Genomic DNA, 18,071 nt, shown 5'->3' with positions numbered 1-18,071 from the left:
CAGCATGCAAACTTTTGTGCTGGTAGTACATATTATTTTAGCCGTCTTGATGATTGTGCTGATTCTAGTTCAGCACGGCAAAGGGGCAGATGCTGGTGCTTCTTTTGGTGGCGGCGGTGCGGCGACCGTATTTGGTGCCTCTGGTTCGGGTAATTTTATGACCCGTTTGACTGGAATTTTAACGGCTTTGTTCTTTATCACCAGTCTGACCCTGGCGGTATTTGCCAAACAGCAAACCACCGATGCCTACAGTTTAAAATCAATTCCGGCGACCACAACCGCGCCGGCAACATTGCCTGATTCTTCACCAACTACACCTCAAACTGGCGAATAATTGCAATTAGGCCTTTATTTTTCGCGGTGATGCGACTAGAATGCGTCACAGCTGCGGTGGTGGTGGAATTGGTAGACACGCTACCTTGAGGTGGTAGTGCTTTCGGGCGTGGGGGTTCAAGTCCCCCCTTCCGCACCAAACTTATAATCCAGAACATAAGTTTGGTGTATGCAGCAAAACTTCTGTTGATGCGGGATGGAGCAGTCTGGTAGCTCGTCGGGCTCATAACCCGAAGGTCGTTGGTTCAAATCCAGCTCCCGCTACCAATCAATCCTTTTTAAAGATGCAAACTTTAAAAGGCGGCTTAAGTTTCTTGAGCTGAGAAGAGTTATTTGTACGCTGATGCGGGATGGAGCAGTCTGGTAGCTCGTCGGGCTCATAACCCGAAGGTCGTTGGTTCAAATCCAGCTCCCGCTACCATTTTTAATGGTTGAGTAATATATTTCATGTTGGTTGAATCTGACGCTTGTTACTCATTCTTCAGCGATAAATAACGCCATATACAGGACATACGATTTTCATTGAAAATTGCGCATATTTTGTATATAATTTTTGCACGTTGATGCGGGATGGAGCAGTCTGGTAGCTCGTCGGGCTCATAACCCGAAGGTCGTTGGTTCAAATCCAGCTCCCGCTACCAAGTTTCTTAAGAGGCTCACAACAAGGTGGGCCTTTTTGCACAGTGGACATTGGTTTTTCTGTGTAATAATAGGGGCGATTTACGCCCTTTTTTATTGGCTATCGTGTAGTGTCGATATGAGCCGGATACGGCATAAACTCAAGTGTCATGTTTCACTACTACTATAGCTTGAATGAGACTGTAGTGGTCAGATCAGGCCATTGAATCGCACCCATATGACGAGAGTAAATGAAGCTATCAAATAAAACCCAGGCACTCCAGGACTTGATTGCACCCGCAGTTGCAGCCTGTGATGTAGATTTGTGGGGAATTGAATTCCTGCCACAAGGTAAACGCTCACTATTGCGTATTTATATCGACAAAGCGGTTGATGAAAATGCCGCACCGGTCCTGAATGAAGACGGTGAACTCGAGCAGGGTCGTGGTGTAGGCGTACAGGATTGTGTGCGCGTGACTCAGCAAGTGGGCGCCATTTTGGACGTTCATGATCCGATCTCAGGTGAATATGCACTCGAAGTGTCTTCCCCAGGTTGGGATCGTCCGTTTTTCCAGCTGGAACAGCTTCCTGCCTATATTGGCCAGACCATTGCCTTGCGTTTGATTAGCGCGGTAGAAAACCGTCGTAAATTCCAGGCGAAACTGGTGGCAGTTGACCTTGAAAATGAAACCATTCAGGTTGAAGTTGAAAAACAGCAAGTGCTGGAAATTGACAGCCACAATATCGATAAGGCCAATCTGGTTTATCAAGATTAATTCAATAAATAAGAATCTAAAATAGGTGACTTATGGCACGCGAAATTCTTACCGTCGTTGAAACGGTTAGTAACGAAAAAGGTGTAAGTCGTGAAGCAATCTTTGAGGCGCTAGAGCAGGCTCTTGTTGCTGCGACGAAAAAGAAATTTTACGAAGGCACAAATGCGGAAGAAGCACGTTTACGTGTAGAAATCGACCGTAAAACAGGTGACTACCGTACTTTCCGTCAATGGGAAGTGGTGGCGGATGAAGATCATGAAATGCCAGCATGTCAGGATGCGATTTCTGATGTCGATCCGGCGCAGTGGTCAATTGGTGACATTCGCGAACTTGAAGTGGAATCAATTGATTTCGGTCGTATTGCGGCGCAAATTGCCAAACAGGTAATTGTTCAGAAAATTCGTGAAGCAGAACGTGCACTCGTTGCCGATGCTTATGAAGCCAAAGTGGGCGAGCTGATTTACGGTGAAGTGAAAAAGCAGACCAAAGATGGCTTTATCATTGATTTAGGTGACAATGCCGAAGCGTATCTGGCACGTGAAGAAATGATTCCAAAGGAAATTCTGCGTCCAAAACAGCGCGTGAATGCCATTTTATTTAACGTCAACCGTGAAGGTCGTGGTGCGCAATTACTATTGTCACGTGCGAAACCTGAAATGCTGATGGCGTTAATGAAAAAAGAAATTCCTGAAATTTCTGAAGAAATCATTGAAATTAAGGCGGCTGCGCGTCAACCAGGCGTTCGTGCTAAGATTGCAGTGAAAACCAACGATCATCGTATTGATCCGGTTGGTGCATGTATTGGTATGCGTGGTACGCGTATCCAGGCAGTCCAGCAGGAACTTAATGGTGAACGTATTGATGTGGTGGTGTGGTCAGATGATCCGGCACAGTACATTGCCAGCGCTTTAGAGCCGGCTGATGTATCGAGTATCGTGATTGATGAAGATGCACGTACTGCTGACATTATTTTTGCCACCAGCGATCAATTGGCCCGTGCCATTGGTTCACAAGGTCAAAACGTACGTCTGGCATCTGAACTGACCGGTTATAAACTGGACATGATGCTGGAAGAAGAATATTACGCGCGTCAGCAAAATGAAGCGCAGCAATATCTGGATATGTTTGTATCGCGTTTGGACATTGCAGAGGACCTGGCGATGGCACTGGTTGAAATGGGCTTCACTTCACTGGAAGAGATTGCCTATGTACCAGCAGAAACATTTGATGAAATTGAGCTTGATGCCGAGCTGGTTGAATTATTGCAAAGTCGTGCCAAAGAAGTGGCTTTGGCAGATGCGTTAAAACAGCAAGAAAATATTCAGGATCCGAGTGACGAACTTCTGGCAATGGAAGGGATGACACAAGAGATCGCCTATGCGCTTGCTGCTCGTGGTGTAGTGACCGTTGATGACTTGGCAGACCAGGCCACCGACGATATCGCAGATATTGAAGGTCTAGGTGCTGACAAAGCGGGTCAACTCATTATGAAAGCACGCGAATCATGGTTTAACTAGGAGGTAATGTATGACGGACAAGACGATTAAAGAGTTAGCGCTCAGCGTAGGACGTCCAGTTGAGAAACTCCTGGAGCAGGTTCGTGATGCAGGTTTACCGCAACGTAAAGCTGACGACATTATTTCCACTGAACAACAAGATACCCTCGTGACCCACTTGAAAAAAGTACATGGTCAAGATGCGGGTAATGCAGGACAAATCACGTTGAAACGTAAAACTACCAGTACTGCTAAAGTGGCAAGTACGTCAGGTAAGGCGAAAACAATTAATGTAGAAGTGCGCAAGAAGCATACATTTGTCAAGCCAGACCCTGAGCAAATCAAAGCAGAAGCTTTGGCCAAAGCACAGGCTGAAGCAGAAGCCAAAGCAGCTGAACAGCAAGCCCGTGAACCGGCGAAGCCAAAAGCTGCGCCAGAAGCTGCCAGCAAAGGCGAATCTAAAGCCAAACAGGCCTTAGAAGCAATGCGTGCTGCTGCGAAACAGGAAACCGCCAAACAGGAAACTTCTAAAGCCGCTGTGGTGGTGAAGCGTAAATCAACCAACAAGCCAGTGGTGAAAGCCCAGGTTAAAGTGGTTGAAACGCCTGAGCAAAAACGCGCCCGTGAAGAACAGGCAGCACAGTTGAAAGCGACTGAAGAAGCTGCACGTCGTAAGGCAGCTGAAGAAGCGCAGCAACGTACGCTTGAGCAAATGCGTAAAATGGCATCGAAGTATTCATCTGATGATGCTGCACCGACCATTCGCGTAATTGATGATTCTCCATTGGCCGCAGGTCTGGTGGGTCAGGCGTATGAAGATTCATTTGCCAAAGAAGACCGTGAAATCAAACGTGGTGGCGGAACCAAAGATACCCGTGGCCAGAAGAAAGGCGGCCGTCGTGGTGAAGAACAGTCATTCCGTGACAACTCGCATAAACGTGGTTTAAAAACCAGTCAGGCCAACAAGCATGGCTTTGAAAAACCGGTGAAAAAACAAGTTTATGATGTAGAAATTGGTGAAACCATTATTGTGGCTGACTTGGCTGCGAAAATGGCAATTAAAGTACGTGAAGTAATCAAGACCCTGATGAAGATGGGTGAGCTGGTCACACAAAACCAGGCCATTGATCAGGATACTGCGGTGCTTGTGGTTGAAGAAATGGGCCACAATCCGGTGCTGGTGTCTGAAACTGCGGCAGAAGACAACCTGCTGGAAGCGGCTGAAGAAGCACGTGGTGAGCAAACTACGCGTCCACCTGTTGTTACCATTATGGGTCACGTTGACCATGGTAAAACCTCGCTTCTTGACCGTATCCGCCGTGCTAAAGTGGCACAAGGCGAAGCCGGTGGTATTACCCAGCATATCGGTGCTTACCATGTGACAACAGACAAAGGTATCATCACCTTCCTAGATACTCCGGGTCACGCCGCGTTTACCGCGATGCGTTCACGTGGTGCCAAAGCGACTGATATCGTGGTGCTGGTGGTTGCAGCAGATGATGGCGTGATGCCACAAACTGCAGAAGCGATTGACCATGCGCGTGCAGCAGGTACGCCAATTATTGTTGCTATCAACAAGATGGACAAAGATTCGGCTGATCCAGACCGCGTACTGAACGAATTGACCACCAAGGAAATCGTGCCTGAAGAATGGGGCGGTGATGTTCCAGTCGCCAAAGTTTCCGCGCATACCGGTGCCGGCATTGACGAATTACTTGACCTGATTTCAATTCAAGCAGAAATGATGGAATTGAAAGCCTCTGAAGAAGGTGCAGCACAAGGTGTGGTGATTGAAGCACGTGTTGATAAAGGCCGTGGTGCAGTGACCTCGATTCTGGTTCAAAACGGTACCCTGAAAGTCGGTGACTTGGTACTTGCCGGCTCATCTTATGGCCGTGTGCGTGCCATGACCGATGAAAACGGTAAACGCATCAAGTCTGCTGGTCCATCAATTCCAGTGGAAATTCTGGGTCTGCCAGAAGCGCCAATGGCGGGTGATGAAGTACTGGTGGTCAATGACGAGAAGAAAGCGCGTGAAGTTGCTGATGCGCGTATGGATCGTGAACGTCAGAAACGTCTTGAGCGTCAGTCTGCAATGCGTCTTGAGAACATCATGGCGTCTATGGGCAAGAAAGATGTGCCGATTGTGAATGTGGTACTGAAAACTGACGTACGTGGTACGCTGGAAGCATTACACGTGGCACTGGCCGAGCTTTCAACGGATGAAGTGAAAGTCCGTGTGATTGGTTCAGGTGTCGGTGCGATCACTGAATCTGACGTAACGCTGGCTGAATCTTCAGAAGCGGTACTGCTGGGCTTTAACGTTCGTGCCGACAATACTGCACGTCAAAAAGCCGATGCTGACGGTATCGACATCCGTTACTACTCGATCATCTATCAATTGATTGATGACGTGAAAGATGCGATGAGTGGCAAACTGGCACCAGAACACCGTGAAACGATTCTGGGTGTGGCTGAAGTCCGTGAAGTATTCCACTCAAGCAAGTTCGGTGCAGCAGCAGGCTGTATGGTACTGGAAGGTACTTTACACCGTAACAAGCCGATTCGCGTATTACGTGATGATGTGGTGGTGTTCCAGGGTGAACTTGAATCTCTGCGTCGTTATAAAGACGTGGTGGAAGAAGTCCGTGCCGGTATGGAATGTGGTCTTGCAGTCAAAGGCTATAAAGACATCAAAGTACAAGACAAGATTGAAGTGTACGATGTCCAACTAATTAAACGGAGTCTTTAATGGCGGGTAGTCAGCGTCTTAAGCGAATGGCAGATACGGTACAACGCGAGTTGTCCGACCTGATCCGCCAGGAGCTGAAAGATCCACGTCTGGGTGGTCTGGTGACCATCTCGGCGGTGAAAGTCAGCCCAGATTTAGGCTATGCCGAAGTGTATGTGACCGTAATGGGTCGTGAACTTGGCGATGAGCAAAGTGAAGCGGCAAACAAGGAAACCCTGGATGTGCTTAACAAAGCCTCCGGTTTCCTGCGCCATGAGCTGAGCCGTCGGATCAAGACCCGGATTACGCCGCGTTTGCGTTTCCATTACGACAAAACCAATGCCTACGGTAACTATATGTTTGGTCTGATTGCAGAAGCAGTAAAAGATTTACCAGCTGCCGATGCAAAAAAAGATGAAGAATAAGTAGGCCAGCAGGTCTATGCAAAAAAGCCACCTTCGGGTGGCTTTTTTTATGTCATCCGGAATTGCTTAACTTGCTTATCTTTCAGCAGAAACAAGCGCTTTAAGATTGCAATCAGGCAAGGGCAGGGCGGTTGAGACAGCACATAAAAAACCTGACCAGGAACAATCCGGGTCAGGTTTTTTAGAAGATGACGCGAAGACTTATTCGTCTTTAGAGGGTTTGATTCTGCCCAGCGGTTCACGATCTGTAAAGGCACGGCGACGGCTGCGCTGCCATGGTAGCGGACGTTCCAGGGTTTCTGGGACTTCACCACTCATCGAGCGCAGACGTAAATGCAGGGCTGCCTGTGCCATCAGGTTGGCCGATACCGGTGCGGTAATAAAGGCAAACAGGGTAATCAGCACTTCTGCAAACCCGAAGCGACCCAGATAAGCTGAATAAATAATGGCAGCAATCAGGAAGCTGCCCAGACCTAAGGTACTGGACTTGGTCGGGGCATGCAGGCGCATAAACAGGTCCGGCAGACGAATCATGCCAATTCCGCCGACCAGCATAAAGAAGGTGCCGATTAACAGGAAAATTGAGACCAGGATTTCCATCATCAGTTGCATGCTGTTCTCCTAATCAATCACGTGGCCAGAGGTGAAGTAACGGGCCAGGGCAGCGGTTGAAACAAAGCCTAGCATCGCCACCAGTAACGCACCTTCAAACAGTGAAGTACTGGTCCAGTAAATGCCCAGCACCACAATCAGACAGGTCGCATTTAAAAACAGGGTATCCAGCGCCAGCAGACGATCCACAATTGACGGTCCCATAATCAGGCGAATCAGGCACATAAACATCGAGCCGGCAATGGCAATCAGGCAGATGCCAAGCGCATAAGGCAATATCATCATGAGGCCGCTCCTGTCTTGACGTTAAAGATTTCAATCAGCGGCTGTTCATAACGGCTCTTGATCAGGGCAATTTCAGCTTCTTCGTCATCTGTACTTAAGGCATGCACCAGAATATCGCCACGGTCCTGGTCAATACCGGCCGTGACCGTCCCCGGCGTGGTGGTAATGATCATCGCCAGCAGGGTATTGACCTGTTCATGCTCGGTCTCCAACGGTACACGGAACCATTTCGGATGCAGCGCATCGGTGGGTCCCAGCACCTGTTTGGCGACGCGGATATTGGAAAGGATAATATCCCAGACCACCACCCAGAACAGTTTAAAGGCTGGCACCCAGTGGATATTCGGGGTGCGGGCAATAAACGGTTTGACCATTAGCGGAATCAGGATACTCAGGATCAATGCCATCAGCAGATTGCCGGCAGAAACACTATGTGCCAGTAACAACCAGCTAATGGCCACAATCACCGAAACAAAGGGATGTGGCAGCCAGATATCCCAAAACGATGTCTTTTGCATAGTTATGGCTCCATAGGTTTAAGTTGTGGCAGGTCGTCGCTGGCGGCGTCCTGCTCAATCTGCTGATTGATCTGACGTTGTTTATAGTCCGAAATATGCTCACCTTCCAGTGTATTTGGACTGATTACATACGGAATCAGCTTGGCATTCGGGTCCGGTTTTTCACCACTGTATTTGGTTTCTGGCAAATAGTTTGGATCATAAGGCTGGACGCTAATCACCTGGCCGGTTTCATCCTGCTTTAACACCGCCATTTCATACAGACGGTTGTTCTGCATTTGCTGGGCCGTGCTAAAGGCATAACGCTGGATTGGATTAGCAAAAACCACATAAGCCACCAGTGCTGCCAATAACAGGTAAATGGCCTTATCATTGCCTTTCGGGGCCTTGGCTGGCAGGGCCTGGTAGCTGTGATAGGCGTCATTGTCCGGATCATCTTCCGGACGCGATGCGCGCCAGAACAGGATAAAGCCAACCCGGGTCAGGGCCAGAATACTGAGTAAACCAACTAGCAGCACCACGGCAATAATAATGCCCTGATAAGGCGCATCAGCCGTGGCCTGTAACAAGAATACTTTACCGAGGAAGCCACTAAAAGGCGGCAGGCCGGCAATCATCAGTGCAATCAGCAGATAGGTAATTGACATCACTTTATGCTGTTTCATTTGCGGGGCGATATTAAAGTGATCCTTAAATTCACCGCGCTGCGCCGTGACCCAGCCGCAGAACAGATAGAAGGCAGCGGCAATTAAGGTACTGTGTACCAGATAATACAACGCTGCCGTCCAGGCCTGGGTGCTAAACAGGGCAATCGCAATCAGGATGGTCCCAATCGACGACAGCATCATAAAACCGACAAAACGGCGTAAGCGTTCTGCCCCAATTGCGCCGATGACGCCATACAGCGAGGTAATCAGGCCAATTGGCAATAACCAGTTGCTGAGAATTTTCTGGCTCAGTTCATCATCAAAGACCGTCCCATTGACCCTTAAAATCGCATAAATCCCGACCTTGGTCATAATGGTAAAGATCGCCGCCACAGGCGTTGCCGCTACGGCATAGGTTTTCGGTAACCAGAAGCCGACCGGCAGCATCGCCGCTTTAATCCCGAACACAATAAACAGGATCAAGCCGCCGACCACCGCCAGACGATGCTGATCTTCTGCCAGCGTCGGTATTAAACGGGCCACATCGGCCATGTTGAGGCTGCCGACACTGCCGTAAATCATACCCAGACCAATCAGGAACAGTGCTGAAGCCAGCAGGTTGATGGTGACATAATGCACCCCAAGCTGAAAGCGCGGTTTGCCCTGGCTATGTAGCAACAGCACATAAGAAGCCAGCAGTAGCACTTCAAAAAATACGAACAGGTTAAATAAATCGCCGGTGAGGAAAGCCCCGCACAAGCCCATCATCAGGAAATGGAACATGGCATGGAAGTAGCGGCCGCGTTCATCCCATTGCTGGCAGGCGAACCACAGCACTGGCAAGGCCAGACCGTAAGTCAGTACCAGCATTAGCGCAGACAGCTGATCCAGCACCAGTACAATCCCGAATGGAGCCGACCATTCAGACAGGTTGTAGACGGTAATCTGGCCGGTTTTGGCCAGCATCAGATAGCTGATCGCCAAGCCCAGTCCGAGAATAGTCGAAATCAGGCTGATGCCACGACGCCACGGCTGGCGCCAGTCATACGACAGCGAACCCGAACCCGGGTTGCCCAGCAGCACCAGAATAAAACCGGTAAAAGCCGGCAGCAGGATGCTGAGAATAGGAGTGTGTTGCGCCCATAATTGGATAAAGTCATGCATTATGGCTCATCCTCACGTGGGTCAAGTAAAGCAGGATCATCTTTGGCATCCACATGGTCGGTTCCCGATTCATAACGGCTGCGTAAGGCCAGCTGCACCACAAAGGCAGTGGTGGCAAAGCCAATTACAATAGCAGTCAGCACCAGTGCTTGCGGTAAAGGGTCGGTGGATTGCGCCGCCGTGGTTAAAATGGCCGGCGCATTCAGCTGAATCCGCCCCATGGCGAACAGGAAAATATTGACTGCATAACCAATCATGGCCAGGCCCAGTACCACCGGAAAGGTACGTGCCCTTAAGATCAGGTACACGCCGGTGGCGACCAGTAAACCTACAGAGGTTGCGACTAAAAATTCGATACTAATCATGCTTACCCCCGAGGAATTGGACCAGACATACTGGAATGACGCGAGTCGCCCAGCACGGAAATCAGCAACATGGTTGCCCCGACAACGGTAACGTAAACTCCAACATCAAACAGTGCCGCTGAAGCCAAATGCAGTTCACCAATCACCGGCGGATTGACATAAATATGTGCACTGGTCAGGAATGGACGGCCCCAGAACCAGGCTGCAATCCCGGTCAGGCCGGCAATGGTCAGACCGGAACCAATCCAGATTTCATATAAACGTCCGGATTTGGCTTTCAGCATTTGCTCGGTTTGGTCCTGACCAATGGCAATGTACTGAATGATCAGTGCCATTGATGTGACCAGTCCGGCAATAAAGCCACCGCCTGGCAGATTGTGCCCGCGCAGGAAAATATACAGGCTGACCACTAAGGCCACCGGTAAAATCCAGGAAGCGGTCATGCGCAGCATCAGTGGAGATGGGTTAAAACGATAGGTCAGGCCCTGCGTCATGGTGGTGCCGTGGGCACGCATCCCATCCATCAGGCAGAGGGCGCCAATGGCAGCAATACCGAGTACGGTAATTTCGCCGAAGGTATCGAAACCACGGAAGTCGACCAGAATCACGTTGACCACGTTGGTACCGCCGCCCAGTGGAATTGACTGCTGATTAAAGAACCATGAAATCGAGTTGTGATCACGGGTCATGATTAACCAAGCCAGCCAGCTAATACCAGCACCGGCCAGAATTGCAATCCCGGCATCGCGCCAGCGGCGGGTGCTGCTTGATTCATACGGGGTTAATTGTGGCAGCAGCGACAGGCTCATCAGTAACAAGACGGTGGTCACCACATCGACGGTAATCTGGGTTTGAGCCAGATCCGGAGCCGACAGGGTTACAAAGATCATGGTTACCACCAGACCGACGGCGCCACTGATCAGGACAGCTTTAATCCGTTCATGATGGAACCACAGCATCATCCAGCAGGCACTGAATAACAGCAGCCACAAGACAATGGCAATTGCAGGTGCCTGGGTCAGCTCACGCGTACCGGTACTAATCCCCTGATTCAGCAGCGGCACCGACACCAGTGCAATAGTAAACACCAGAATCCAGAACAGATAACTTTGTAGGGAGCCGTTTTCGGTCAGGCGTTTAAAGCGGCGCGAGTTCAGCAATAGGCCTTTTAAGAACAGGTCAAATAACACCCGTCCCTGTAAGCGGCCCAATGCCGGATCAAGATCAATCTCGCGGATACGGCCGCCTTTGGCCAGGGCAAAATACATCACCAGACCGCCCACCAGCGCAATCACACTCATTAGCAATGGCAGGTTAAAGCCGTGCCAGATGGCCAGATGGGTGCCTTCAAAATTCATCAGCTGGGTACTGGCACGGGTGGTGCTATTGACCAGATGCTCAACCAGCAGGGCAGGGAACAGGCCGACCGCAATACATAAAATCGCCAGAATCAGGGCCGGTGCGCGCATGCCCATTGGCGGTTCATGTGCATCTTTATTGGGTACGTCTTTGCCAATCGGGCCATCGAAGAACACGCCATGCACTAAGCGCACCGAATAGGCCACGGCAAAAATACCGGCCAGTGTCGCCACAATTGCCGAGATCACCACCACCGGTCCGCTTAAATTGGCCAGCAGTTCGGTAAAGAACATTTCTTTGGACAGGAAGCCGTTGAACAGAGGCACACCCGCCATCGACGCAGCCGTAATCATGGTCAGCGTACCGGTAAACGGTAACAGCTGCCATAAGCCACTCAGTTTGCGTAAATCACGGGTGCCGGATTCATGGTCAATAATCCCGGCAATCATGAACAGCGCCGCTTTAAAGGTGGCGTGGTTAATAATATGGAAAATGGCTGCAGCTACGGCCAGCGGAGAACCAATCCCGAGCAGGCAGACAATCAGGCCCAAATGGCTGATGGTGGAATAGGCCAGCAGACCTTTCAGATCTTCTTTGAAAATGGCAAAGAAAGCCGCGATACACAGGGTAAACAGACCAACAAAGGTGACCAGATTATGGTACAGCGCCGCGCCGGCAAAAATTGGCAGCAGACGCGCCAGCAGGAAAATTCCGGCTTTCACCATGGTCGCGGAGTGCAGATAGGCCGAGACTGGCGTTGGCGCCGCCATGGCATTCGGCAACCAGAAATGGAACGGGAACTGGGCACTTTTGGTAAAGGCACCAAGCAAAATCAGCAATAAACTGGGTACAAACAGCGCATGGCTTTGAATCTGATCGGTCATGGTCAGAATCTGGTCTAGCTCATAGGTGCCGGTGATCTGTCCGAGCAGGACAAAACCACCCAGCATAGCCAAGCCACCCATGCCGGTAATGGTCAGGGCCATACGTGAGCCGCGTTGAGCCGCTTCGTAATTGCTCCAGTAACCCACCAGCAGGAAGGAGGAAATACTGGTCAGTTCCCAGAACACCAGCAGGATAATCAGGTTATTCGACAATGAAATCCCGAGCATGGCTGCCATAAACAGCATGAGCAGGAGATACAGTTTGCTGAGGGAGTTTTTGGGGCTTAAATAATAATAAGCATAAATAAAGATGAGGGTACCGATACCGGTAATCAGCAAAGAAAATAATAAACCTAAAGCATCCAGGCGAAAGCTTAAATCAATCCCTAACTGGGGTAGCCACGACCATGACTGAATGATGGTGGCGCCATTAAAGACATCCTTTGCTTGAGTCAGTAACAGAATCAGACTGCTTAAACTGACTCCTATCGCCCCTAAAGCCGTTACCCCGCGCGAGAATTGCTTCAGCCACGAGACAAGGGTTGTGCCAAGTACCAGCGGTAGCAATATAATAATCGATAGCACACTCGTATCCATTGTCTTGATAGGTTCAAAACCTAAGGGTGAATCTTATCTTTCAAGGATTACAGGAATGCAAGGAGCAGTCCAAAATACTCAATCTTGAAAGCCGAAAAATAGAATTATGGCTAAATAAACAAGTTGTGTTGCGCAACTTGAGAAACTTATAGCAAATCGGATTTTACTATAAAAATATAAATCTGATTGATTTTATTACATGAATAAAACAACATCAATTTGTTTTTGCGCACACGGCAGATATTATACGCCGCCGAACTTTTTTCAGGATGAAATTGTTAGATCAGACCGGATTTTTTCGGCTGATTTTCCGATATTCCTCATATTCAAGGCAGCGGATGCGGGGTCGAGGTGTCATCATCATTTTGCAGCCGTTTCAGCAAGGCTTCCTGCTGTTCGGCACTCAGTTGCTGCTGAATCTGCTGATAGATGTCATCTACGCTGGTGGGCTCCTGTACCGCTTCACTCAGGCTTTCATCGCTGCTGCTGACTTCAGTCTGCATAAACTGGGCATAAATAGCGTCCAGCTGTTCCTGCACCGGTTGCAAATGAATTGGATGCAATTGCTGCTGATCCAGTCTTAAACATTGATAGTCTTCGGCATTTTCCAAGAGTGCCGTGCGGTTACCGGTGGCAATAATCTGCAGTGCCGGAAAAGCCTGATGCAAACGTGCCAGAATTACCGAGGCCATATCCTGATCAAGCTGATGATCGACCTGATCAATCAGCAGAATGCCGTCGCCTTCTAGAGTCGGATACAGACTATAGGGATTGAGCAGACATAAACGCCGCACAATATCTCCGACCAGTGCAATCCAGTTGCGGATACTGTTGGACAGCTGCTGATACAGCTGGGTTTTGCCCTGATAGGTGACCATTAATTGCAGTTTTGGATGATATTGTAGATAAATCTGGCTCAGTTCTGGCAGTACAATCTGTAGTGCATCGCGCAGGGCCTGCAGACTTGGCGCGTGCATCTGGGCATGTGCCTGCATCAGTTTGTCACGCCGTGGAGGTTCTGCGTCGGGATGCTGCGGATGTAATAACTGTTCAATCAGCTGGGCGCTCTGGGCGTTTTCAATATCGGAAATTTCCCGGAACCACTCAAAAAAACGTGTAAAGGTGGTGAAGGGGATAGCAGAAATTTCATAGGCATGTGCAGCCTGAAAAATCAGCGGATTGTTTTTACTCAGCAGATTGACTTCATTGACAAAACGTTCGGCCGGATAATAGGCAATTAATGGCAGGCCTTGTAGCGGGTCCTGTTTTACCGCCTGCTGGTACAGGCTGACCATTTTTTCTAGTTTCTGGGTTTCAGCCTTGCTGACCCCGACGCCGTTGCTGTTCAGGGTTTTGTACAGCTGCCAGTCGCAGCACTGACGGTCCTGCTGCTGGGCATCGCTGCTTTCCGGCAGGCTGCCAATGTCTTTGGGAAAACACACGCACAGGTCAATTTTGGACTGCAGCCGGGTGTGCATAATGTCCTGATCGAGCATGACCAGTCCGGAGGTGCGTAAATCTTTATAACGGGCAGCAAACCAGGTCAGTGCCTGATAGGTGAAGCGCAGTAGCGAGGTTTTACCGGAACTCTGATTGCCCAGAATTAAGGCCACAGGCTGTTGCTGCGGATGCAGTTGTAGCTGAAGGTCGGTAAAGTGGGTGATGTGCTTGAACTGGACAGACTGAATTTTCATGGGTCACCTGCATGCTTTAACCCACCGCCTTACGCAAGGACACCGGCATCTGCTGTTTCAGCTGTTGCACCAGATCGTAAATATGATGGATATTTAAGCTTACTTTAGCACGTGTGCAGGCCACGTACAGTAATCGTAACTCTTCATCACTAATTTTATGATCGCGTTCATTGACCTTGAACTGATAGTCATCTTCCAGATGCACGCGGTCCCATTCCAGCCCTTTGGCTTTGTGCGCGGTTGAAATAATATAGTCCGCCTGACCAATCGGGGTGATTTTGGCTAGCGCCTTTTTCAGCGGATCGGTACCATGATCATCCACCAGTTTTACCAGCGGCTTAATGTCGCTGCCTTCATTGGTTTCGCAATATTCATGTACATCGTGCCAGGAGTTAAACCAGGCCAGTTCCGGCACATCGGTGACGCGGCGGCCCTGTTTCAGCATACTGGCGGCATCGACAAAGCGGTTCAGTTTGACATGATCGGCCTGCAGGCTGACCTTGTCACCATGTACCAGACCGGCCAGCAGCAATTCCATCGCCCGGGCATTGGTGCGGCATAAAATCGCATCACGCTGTTTGGTATGCGGCTTGTTCACCACTTTGGAATGTAAATCCGGGTTGCCGAGCAGCGGCACAGTTTCATTTAAACCGCCGAGAATGGCATTGGCGGTCATGGCGATGTCCGGACCAAAACGGAATGAGGTGGTTAAGCGCGACTCCGGCAAAGGCAGTTGCTGCATGGCGTTGATGGCACCGCGCCAGGCATAAATTTGCTGATGGGCATCGCCAACATAAATCACCTGGGTGTTACGCTGTTTGAGCAGAATCCCCAGCATTAGCGGGTCGGCATCTTGCGCTTCATCAAACAGCACATAATCGGCCGGAATATTCGGTTCCGACAGTGCCCACAGTTTCAGGTAAATATCATGACCGATTCCGGCCTGATGGTTCGGATCTATCGATTCCAGCCAGCGCCGTTCTACTGCCGGATACAAATGTTTTTGCAGCAGCTCGGCATCATCGGGATGTAGCCAGTTCGGTGCCTGAATATGCCGTGGTGCCGGATATTGCGAGCTGGTCGAGCAGAAATAGCCAACTGCATTGGCCACCAGACTGGCCAGCCGTGAAGGCATCAGCACATATTTTTCATAGCGGCCACCCATCATCCGGCGCAGGGTAATTGGCTCGAGACGATATTCCTTGGCAATAAAACTCGGACTCAGGCGCGGCAGGCGCAGTTTGTCGGTGACTCCACGTGGAACACTACGAAAGGCCAGCGAGTGAAAGGTGCGACAATCGACATTGCGATGAAACTTGTGTTGTGCTTCTGCAGCAATGGATTTGTTAAAGGCCAGATACATGCCACGCCGCTCCGGCATGGCTTCACTGATCATCTGTAGGGTAGTGGTTTTCCCTGTGCCGGCATAGGCAATCACCTTGAAGGATTTGCCCAGACGTGCGTTATCAATGGCAGTGGCCTGCTCATAGGTGGCGGTCGGTTTCTTCAGCTCAGACACAGGGCGACAGCTTAAGCCTGAGTACGGTTGGCTTTTTCCACCAGACCGGATAAGCCCTGACGGCGTGCCAGTTCATTCAGAATCAGTTGCGGGTCCAGATTGAAATAGCCGAGCATGACCAGGCTGTGGAACCATAAGTCAGCCACTTCATAGATCAGGTCATTTTTATTGTCTTCATAAGCTGCAGCCTGATATTCCTTGGCTGCCAGAATAGTTTCTACGCTTTCTTCACCAACTTTTTCCAGAATCTTGTTCAGGCCTTTGTGATACAGCTTGGCCACATACGAAGAATCCGGATCGGCGGCTTTACGTTCAGCCATCATTTTGCCTAAATAGCTCAGAATTTCGACCTGTTCAGATTGCGCAGTGGAGGCATTCATGGCCAAGGTGTGCGGATTGCTGGACTTCTCGCCATAAATCGCATTCGGGTCTTTCAGCTGCGCATCAACAATTTCCCAGCCATTCGGAGTCAGTTTGCGATAGAAGCAGGATTCACGGCCAGTATGGCAGGCAATGCCGCCATGCTGTTCAATTTGCAGGATAATCACATCAGCATCGCAGTCCAGACGGATTTCATGCACGGTCTGGAAGTGACCGGATTCTTCACCTTTGTGCCAGAGTTTGTTGCGTGAACGGGAAAAATACACCGCCTGATTTTTTTCTGCGGTTAAGGCCAGCGCTTCGCGGTTCATCCAGGCCACCATCAACACCCGACCGGTTTGATGATGCTGTGCAATGGCTGGCACTAATCCCTGTTCGTTAAATTTTACTTCATCGAGCCATTGCAAGTTATTCATGAGTATGTCACCAAAATTTGTTCAGAAAAACGAGATTTACGCCAGTGCGCAAACGCTATAGTGTACGGTATCTGACCGGCTTGCAGGAAAAAATCTTTGTCTATTTTTGCTCAGGATGTTACCACCATCCTGCTCATTCATCTCCCCATTTAAAGCGGCTGTAACACCTCTGGTAAACACTGCTTTTCAACCAGTTCTAAAAATTCATCGCCCAGGCGCTGACTTTCCGCAATACATTGTTTCCAGAGCTGAATACGCTGTGCCTGATCCATGCCTTTTAAATTAAAGTCTTTACGGTCGGGTAGGCGGCCCAGGGGTAAAGACTGTAAATATTCGGCTGATGGTGAAATCAGCAGGGTCCGTGCATGATTGTCCGGATTGGCCTTGCGGTGTTTCAGCATTTTGTCGAACCAGCCTGGGGTAATGCTATCGGTAAAATGCGGATACAGCACCAGTCCCTGACTCTGAAACGGCAGGTCAATATGATAGTCAATCAGGCCGCCATCGCGGTAGCTGCCCGGCGCTTCCGGAATATCCCGAATTGCGGACATCACGCCCGGAATTGAGGCCGAAGCCATCAGCCAGCTGGTGACATTGTCCGGCGTTAGCGCATGATAATGGGTAAAGAAATCATCCTGCACCTGAAACTGGTTGCCTTGAGCTGGCTGGCTGATCACGCGCTGCATAAACAGGCGGTTGTGTTTGCGCGCCAGTGCATTGCCGCTGACAATACCAGCCACCGAGGCCAGTAGGGCCAGTGCACGGTCACTCTGGAAAATGTGCTGCGCTTTTACCGAGAGCACGGTCAGATGATAATCCGGATGATCGACCAGCTGCTGTGCCTTGCCATCGACCAGATTCAACAGCATATCGCGGCAGACATGACTGACGTCCTGCCGTGACATTTTTTTATGAAAGCTCAGATTGGTATATAAGTCTGCCAGCCGTTCGGTACCTGCTTTGGCGCCCCAGGCCAGAATGCTGGCAAAACGCCAGCTGCCAATTGAAGAACCAATCAGGGTGCGGCGCTGCGCTGACTGCGGCAAAAACTCGCCAAAAATGGCCTGATCCAGTCCCTGAATACCAATACCTTTTGGACCACCGGCAGCACCCGGAATCATATCGACCTGATCGGGTTGTAGGCCCTGCTCGGCAATCAGCTGCCGGGCCAGATGACCGGCACGAAGGGTGAGGGCAGGTGGACGTTTTTGCAGAATCTGGATCATGGTCAGGCAGAAAAATAAACAGTTG

At 50.0% G+C, this 18,071-nt stretch carries 15 protein-coding genes and 4 tRNA genes; 9 read left to right on the top strand and 10 right to left on the bottom strand.

Annotated elements, in window-relative coordinates; translation table 11 throughout:
• Positions 1-4: 4 nt before the first annotated feature.
• The 9 genes from secG to FTU55_RS02850 all read left to right on the top strand — a co-directional run bounded on the left by secG (position 5) and on the right by FTU55_RS02850 (position 6,379).
• The gene (gene secG, locus FTU55_RS02890) at positions 5-334 is read left to right on the top strand and encodes a preprotein translocase subunit SecG (protein WP_005181783.1); all 330 of its coding nucleotides are present in this window, start codon (positions 5-7) and stop codon (positions 332-334) included.
• A gap of 53 nt (positions 335-387) precedes the next feature.
• Positions 388-472, top strand: a tRNA-Leu gene (locus tag FTU55_RS02885).
• 51 nt (positions 473-523) lie between these two features.
• Positions 524-600 (top strand) — tRNA-Met (locus FTU55_RS02880).
• Between the two features lie 77 nt (positions 601-677).
• A tRNA-Met gene (locus tag FTU55_RS02875) sits at positions 678-754 on the top strand.
• Between the two features lie 143 nt (positions 755-897).
• A tRNA-Met gene (locus FTU55_RS02870) sits at positions 898-974 on the top strand.
• A gap of 228 nt (positions 975-1,202) precedes the next feature.
• A complete protein-coding gene (gene rimP, locus FTU55_RS02865) occupies positions 1,203-1,727 on the top strand; it encodes a ribosome maturation factor RimP (protein ID WP_005181784.1) in 525 nt (174 codons plus the stop codon).
• A gap of 32 nt (positions 1,728-1,759) precedes the next feature.
• Positions 1,760-3,244: a transcription termination factor NusA gene (nusA, locus tag FTU55_RS02860; protein ID WP_005181786.1), complete on the top strand. Its 1,485-nt coding sequence runs from the start codon at positions 1,760-1,762 to the stop codon at positions 3,242-3,244.
• Between the two features lie 10 nt (positions 3,245-3,254).
• Entirely contained in the window at positions 3,255-5,975 is a 2,721-nt protein-coding gene (gene infB, locus FTU55_RS02855) for a translation initiation factor IF-2 (protein ID WP_005181788.1), read from the top strand.
• Complete coding sequence (locus tag FTU55_RS02850; protein WP_005181793.1) at positions 5,975-6,379, top strand: ribosome-binding factor A; 405 nt, start codon at positions 5,975-5,977, stop codon at positions 6,377-6,379. Before infB ends, FTU55_RS02850 begins: the two co-directional genes overlap by 1 nt.
• Before the next feature lie 201 nt (positions 6,380-6,580).
• Here the strand turns inward: FTU55_RS02850 and FTU55_RS02845 are convergent, their stop codons facing one another.
• The 10 genes from FTU55_RS02845 to FTU55_RS02800 form a co-directional block, all read right to left on the bottom strand.
• The gene (locus FTU55_RS02845) at positions 6,581-6,991 is read right to left on the bottom strand and encodes a Na+/H+ antiporter subunit G (RefSeq protein WP_016659653.1); all 411 of its coding nucleotides are present in this window, start codon (positions 6,989-6,991) and stop codon (positions 6,581-6,583) included.
• Between the two features lie 9 nt (positions 6,992-7,000).
• Entirely contained in the window at positions 7,001-7,276 is a 276-nt protein-coding gene (locus tag FTU55_RS02840; protein WP_005181799.1) for a monovalent cation/H+ antiporter subunit F, read from the bottom strand.
• Positions 7,273-7,794 carry a Na+/H+ antiporter subunit E gene (locus FTU55_RS02835; protein ID WP_005181800.1) on the bottom strand — a complete coding sequence of 174 codons (522 nt, stop codon included), beginning with the start codon at positions 7,792-7,794 and terminating at the stop codon, positions 7,273-7,275. Before FTU55_RS02835 ends, FTU55_RS02840 begins: the two co-directional genes overlap by 4 nt.
• 2 nt (positions 7,795-7,796) lie before the next feature.
• The gene (locus tag FTU55_RS02830; RefSeq protein ID WP_168407410.1) at positions 7,797-9,605 is read right to left on the bottom strand and encodes a monovalent cation/H+ antiporter subunit D; all 1,809 of its coding nucleotides are present in this window, start codon (positions 9,603-9,605) and stop codon (positions 7,797-7,799) included.
• On the bottom strand, positions 9,605-9,970 hold the full coding sequence (locus FTU55_RS02825; protein ID WP_075167613.1) for a Na+/H+ antiporter subunit C: 366 nt from the start codon (positions 9,968-9,970) through the stop codon (positions 9,605-9,607). The genes FTU55_RS02830 and FTU55_RS02825 overlap by 1 nt, the downstream gene beginning before the upstream one ends.
• A gap of 2 nt (positions 9,971-9,972) precedes the next feature.
• Complete coding sequence (locus FTU55_RS02820; RefSeq protein ID WP_180046137.1) at positions 9,973-12,810, bottom strand: monovalent cation/H+ antiporter subunit A; 2,838 nt, start codon at positions 12,808-12,810, stop codon at positions 9,973-9,975.
• Positions 12,811-13,136: 326 nt separating this feature from the next.
• The gene (locus FTU55_RS02815) at positions 13,137-14,504 is read right to left on the bottom strand and encodes an AAA family ATPase (RefSeq protein ID WP_160241676.1); all 1,368 of its coding nucleotides are present in this window, start codon (positions 14,502-14,504) and stop codon (positions 13,137-13,139) included.
• 16 nt (positions 14,505-14,520) lie between these two features.
• Positions 14,521-16,023 carry a UvrD-helicase domain-containing protein gene (locus FTU55_RS02810; protein ID WP_005181808.1) on the bottom strand — a complete coding sequence of 501 codons (1,503 nt, stop codon included), beginning with the start codon at positions 16,021-16,023 and terminating at the stop codon, positions 14,521-14,523.
• 11 nt (positions 16,024-16,034) lie between these two features.
• Positions 16,035-16,820: a bifunctional phosphoribosyl-AMP cyclohydrolase/phosphoribosyl-ATP diphosphatase HisIE gene (gene hisIE / locus FTU55_RS02805; RefSeq protein ID WP_005181811.1), complete on the bottom strand. Its 786-nt coding sequence runs from the start codon at positions 16,818-16,820 to the stop codon at positions 16,035-16,037.
• Positions 16,821-16,969: 149 nt separating this feature from the next.
• Positions 16,970-18,046 carry a patatin-like phospholipase family protein gene (locus FTU55_RS02800; RefSeq protein ID WP_005181814.1) on the bottom strand — a complete coding sequence of 359 codons (1,077 nt, stop codon included), beginning with the start codon at positions 18,044-18,046 and terminating at the stop codon, positions 16,970-16,972.
• Between the last annotated feature and the right edge of the window lie 25 nt (positions 18,047-18,071).

Origin of the sequence: Acinetobacter sp. YH12117 (genome assembly GCF_013418865.1) — a bacterium.
Taxonomy (GTDB): domain Bacteria; phylum Pseudomonadota; class Gammaproteobacteria; order Pseudomonadales; family Moraxellaceae; genus Acinetobacter; species Acinetobacter indicus.
The sequence above is the reverse complement of the archived record's forward strand: the minus strand, read 5'-3'. Positions and strand labels throughout refer to the sequence as shown.

Excerpts from the sequence above, each read along its gene's own strand:
- FTU55_RS02845 (WP_016659653.1), bottom strand. The coding sequence starts at position 6,991 with ATGCAACTGATGATGGAAATCCTGGTCTCAATTTTCCTGTTAATCGGC.
- FTU55_RS02825 (WP_075167613.1), bottom strand. The coding sequence starts at position 9,970 with ATGATTAGTATCGAATTTTTAGTCGCAACCTCTGTAGGTTTACTGGTC.
- infB (WP_005181788.1), top strand. The coding sequence starts at position 3,255 with ATGACGGACAAGACGATTAAAGAGTTAGCGCTCAGCGTAGGACGTCCA.
- FTU55_RS02850 (WP_005181793.1), top strand. The coding sequence starts at position 5,975 with ATGGCGGGTAGTCAGCGTCTTAAGCGAATGGCAGATACGGTACAACGC.
- FTU55_RS02840 (WP_005181799.1), bottom strand. The coding sequence starts at position 7,276 with ATGATGATATTGCCTTATGCGCTTGGCATCTGCCTGATTGCCATTGCC.
- hisIE (WP_005181811.1), bottom strand. The coding sequence starts at position 16,820 with ATGAATAACTTGCAATGGCTCGATGAAGTAAAATTTAACGAACAGGGA.
- FTU55_RS02820 (WP_180046137.1), bottom strand. The coding sequence starts at position 12,810 with ATGGATACGAGTGTGCTATCGATTATTATATTGCTACCGCTGGTACTT.
- FTU55_RS02835 (WP_005181800.1), bottom strand. The coding sequence starts at position 7,794 with ATGCAAAAGACATCGTTTTGGGATATCTGGCTGCCACATCCCTTTGTT.
- nusA (WP_005181786.1), top strand. The coding sequence starts at position 1,760 with ATGGCACGCGAAATTCTTACCGTCGTTGAAACGGTTAGTAACGAAAAA.
- FTU55_RS02800 (WP_005181814.1), bottom strand. The coding sequence starts at position 18,046 with ATGATCCAGATTCTGCAAAAACGTCCACCTGCCCTCACCCTTCGTGCC.
- FTU55_RS02815 (WP_160241676.1), bottom strand. The coding sequence starts at position 14,504 with ATGAAAATTCAGTCTGTCCAGTTCAAGCACATCACCCACTTTACCGAC.
- FTU55_RS02830 (WP_168407410.1), bottom strand. The coding sequence starts at position 9,605 with ATGCATGACTTTATCCAATTATGGGCGCAACACACTCCTATTCTCAGC.
- secG (WP_005181783.1), top strand. The coding sequence starts at position 5 with ATGCAAACTTTTGTGCTGGTAGTACATATTATTTTAGCCGTCTTGATG.
- rimP (WP_005181784.1), top strand. The coding sequence starts at position 1,203 with ATGAAGCTATCAAATAAAACCCAGGCACTCCAGGACTTGATTGCACCC.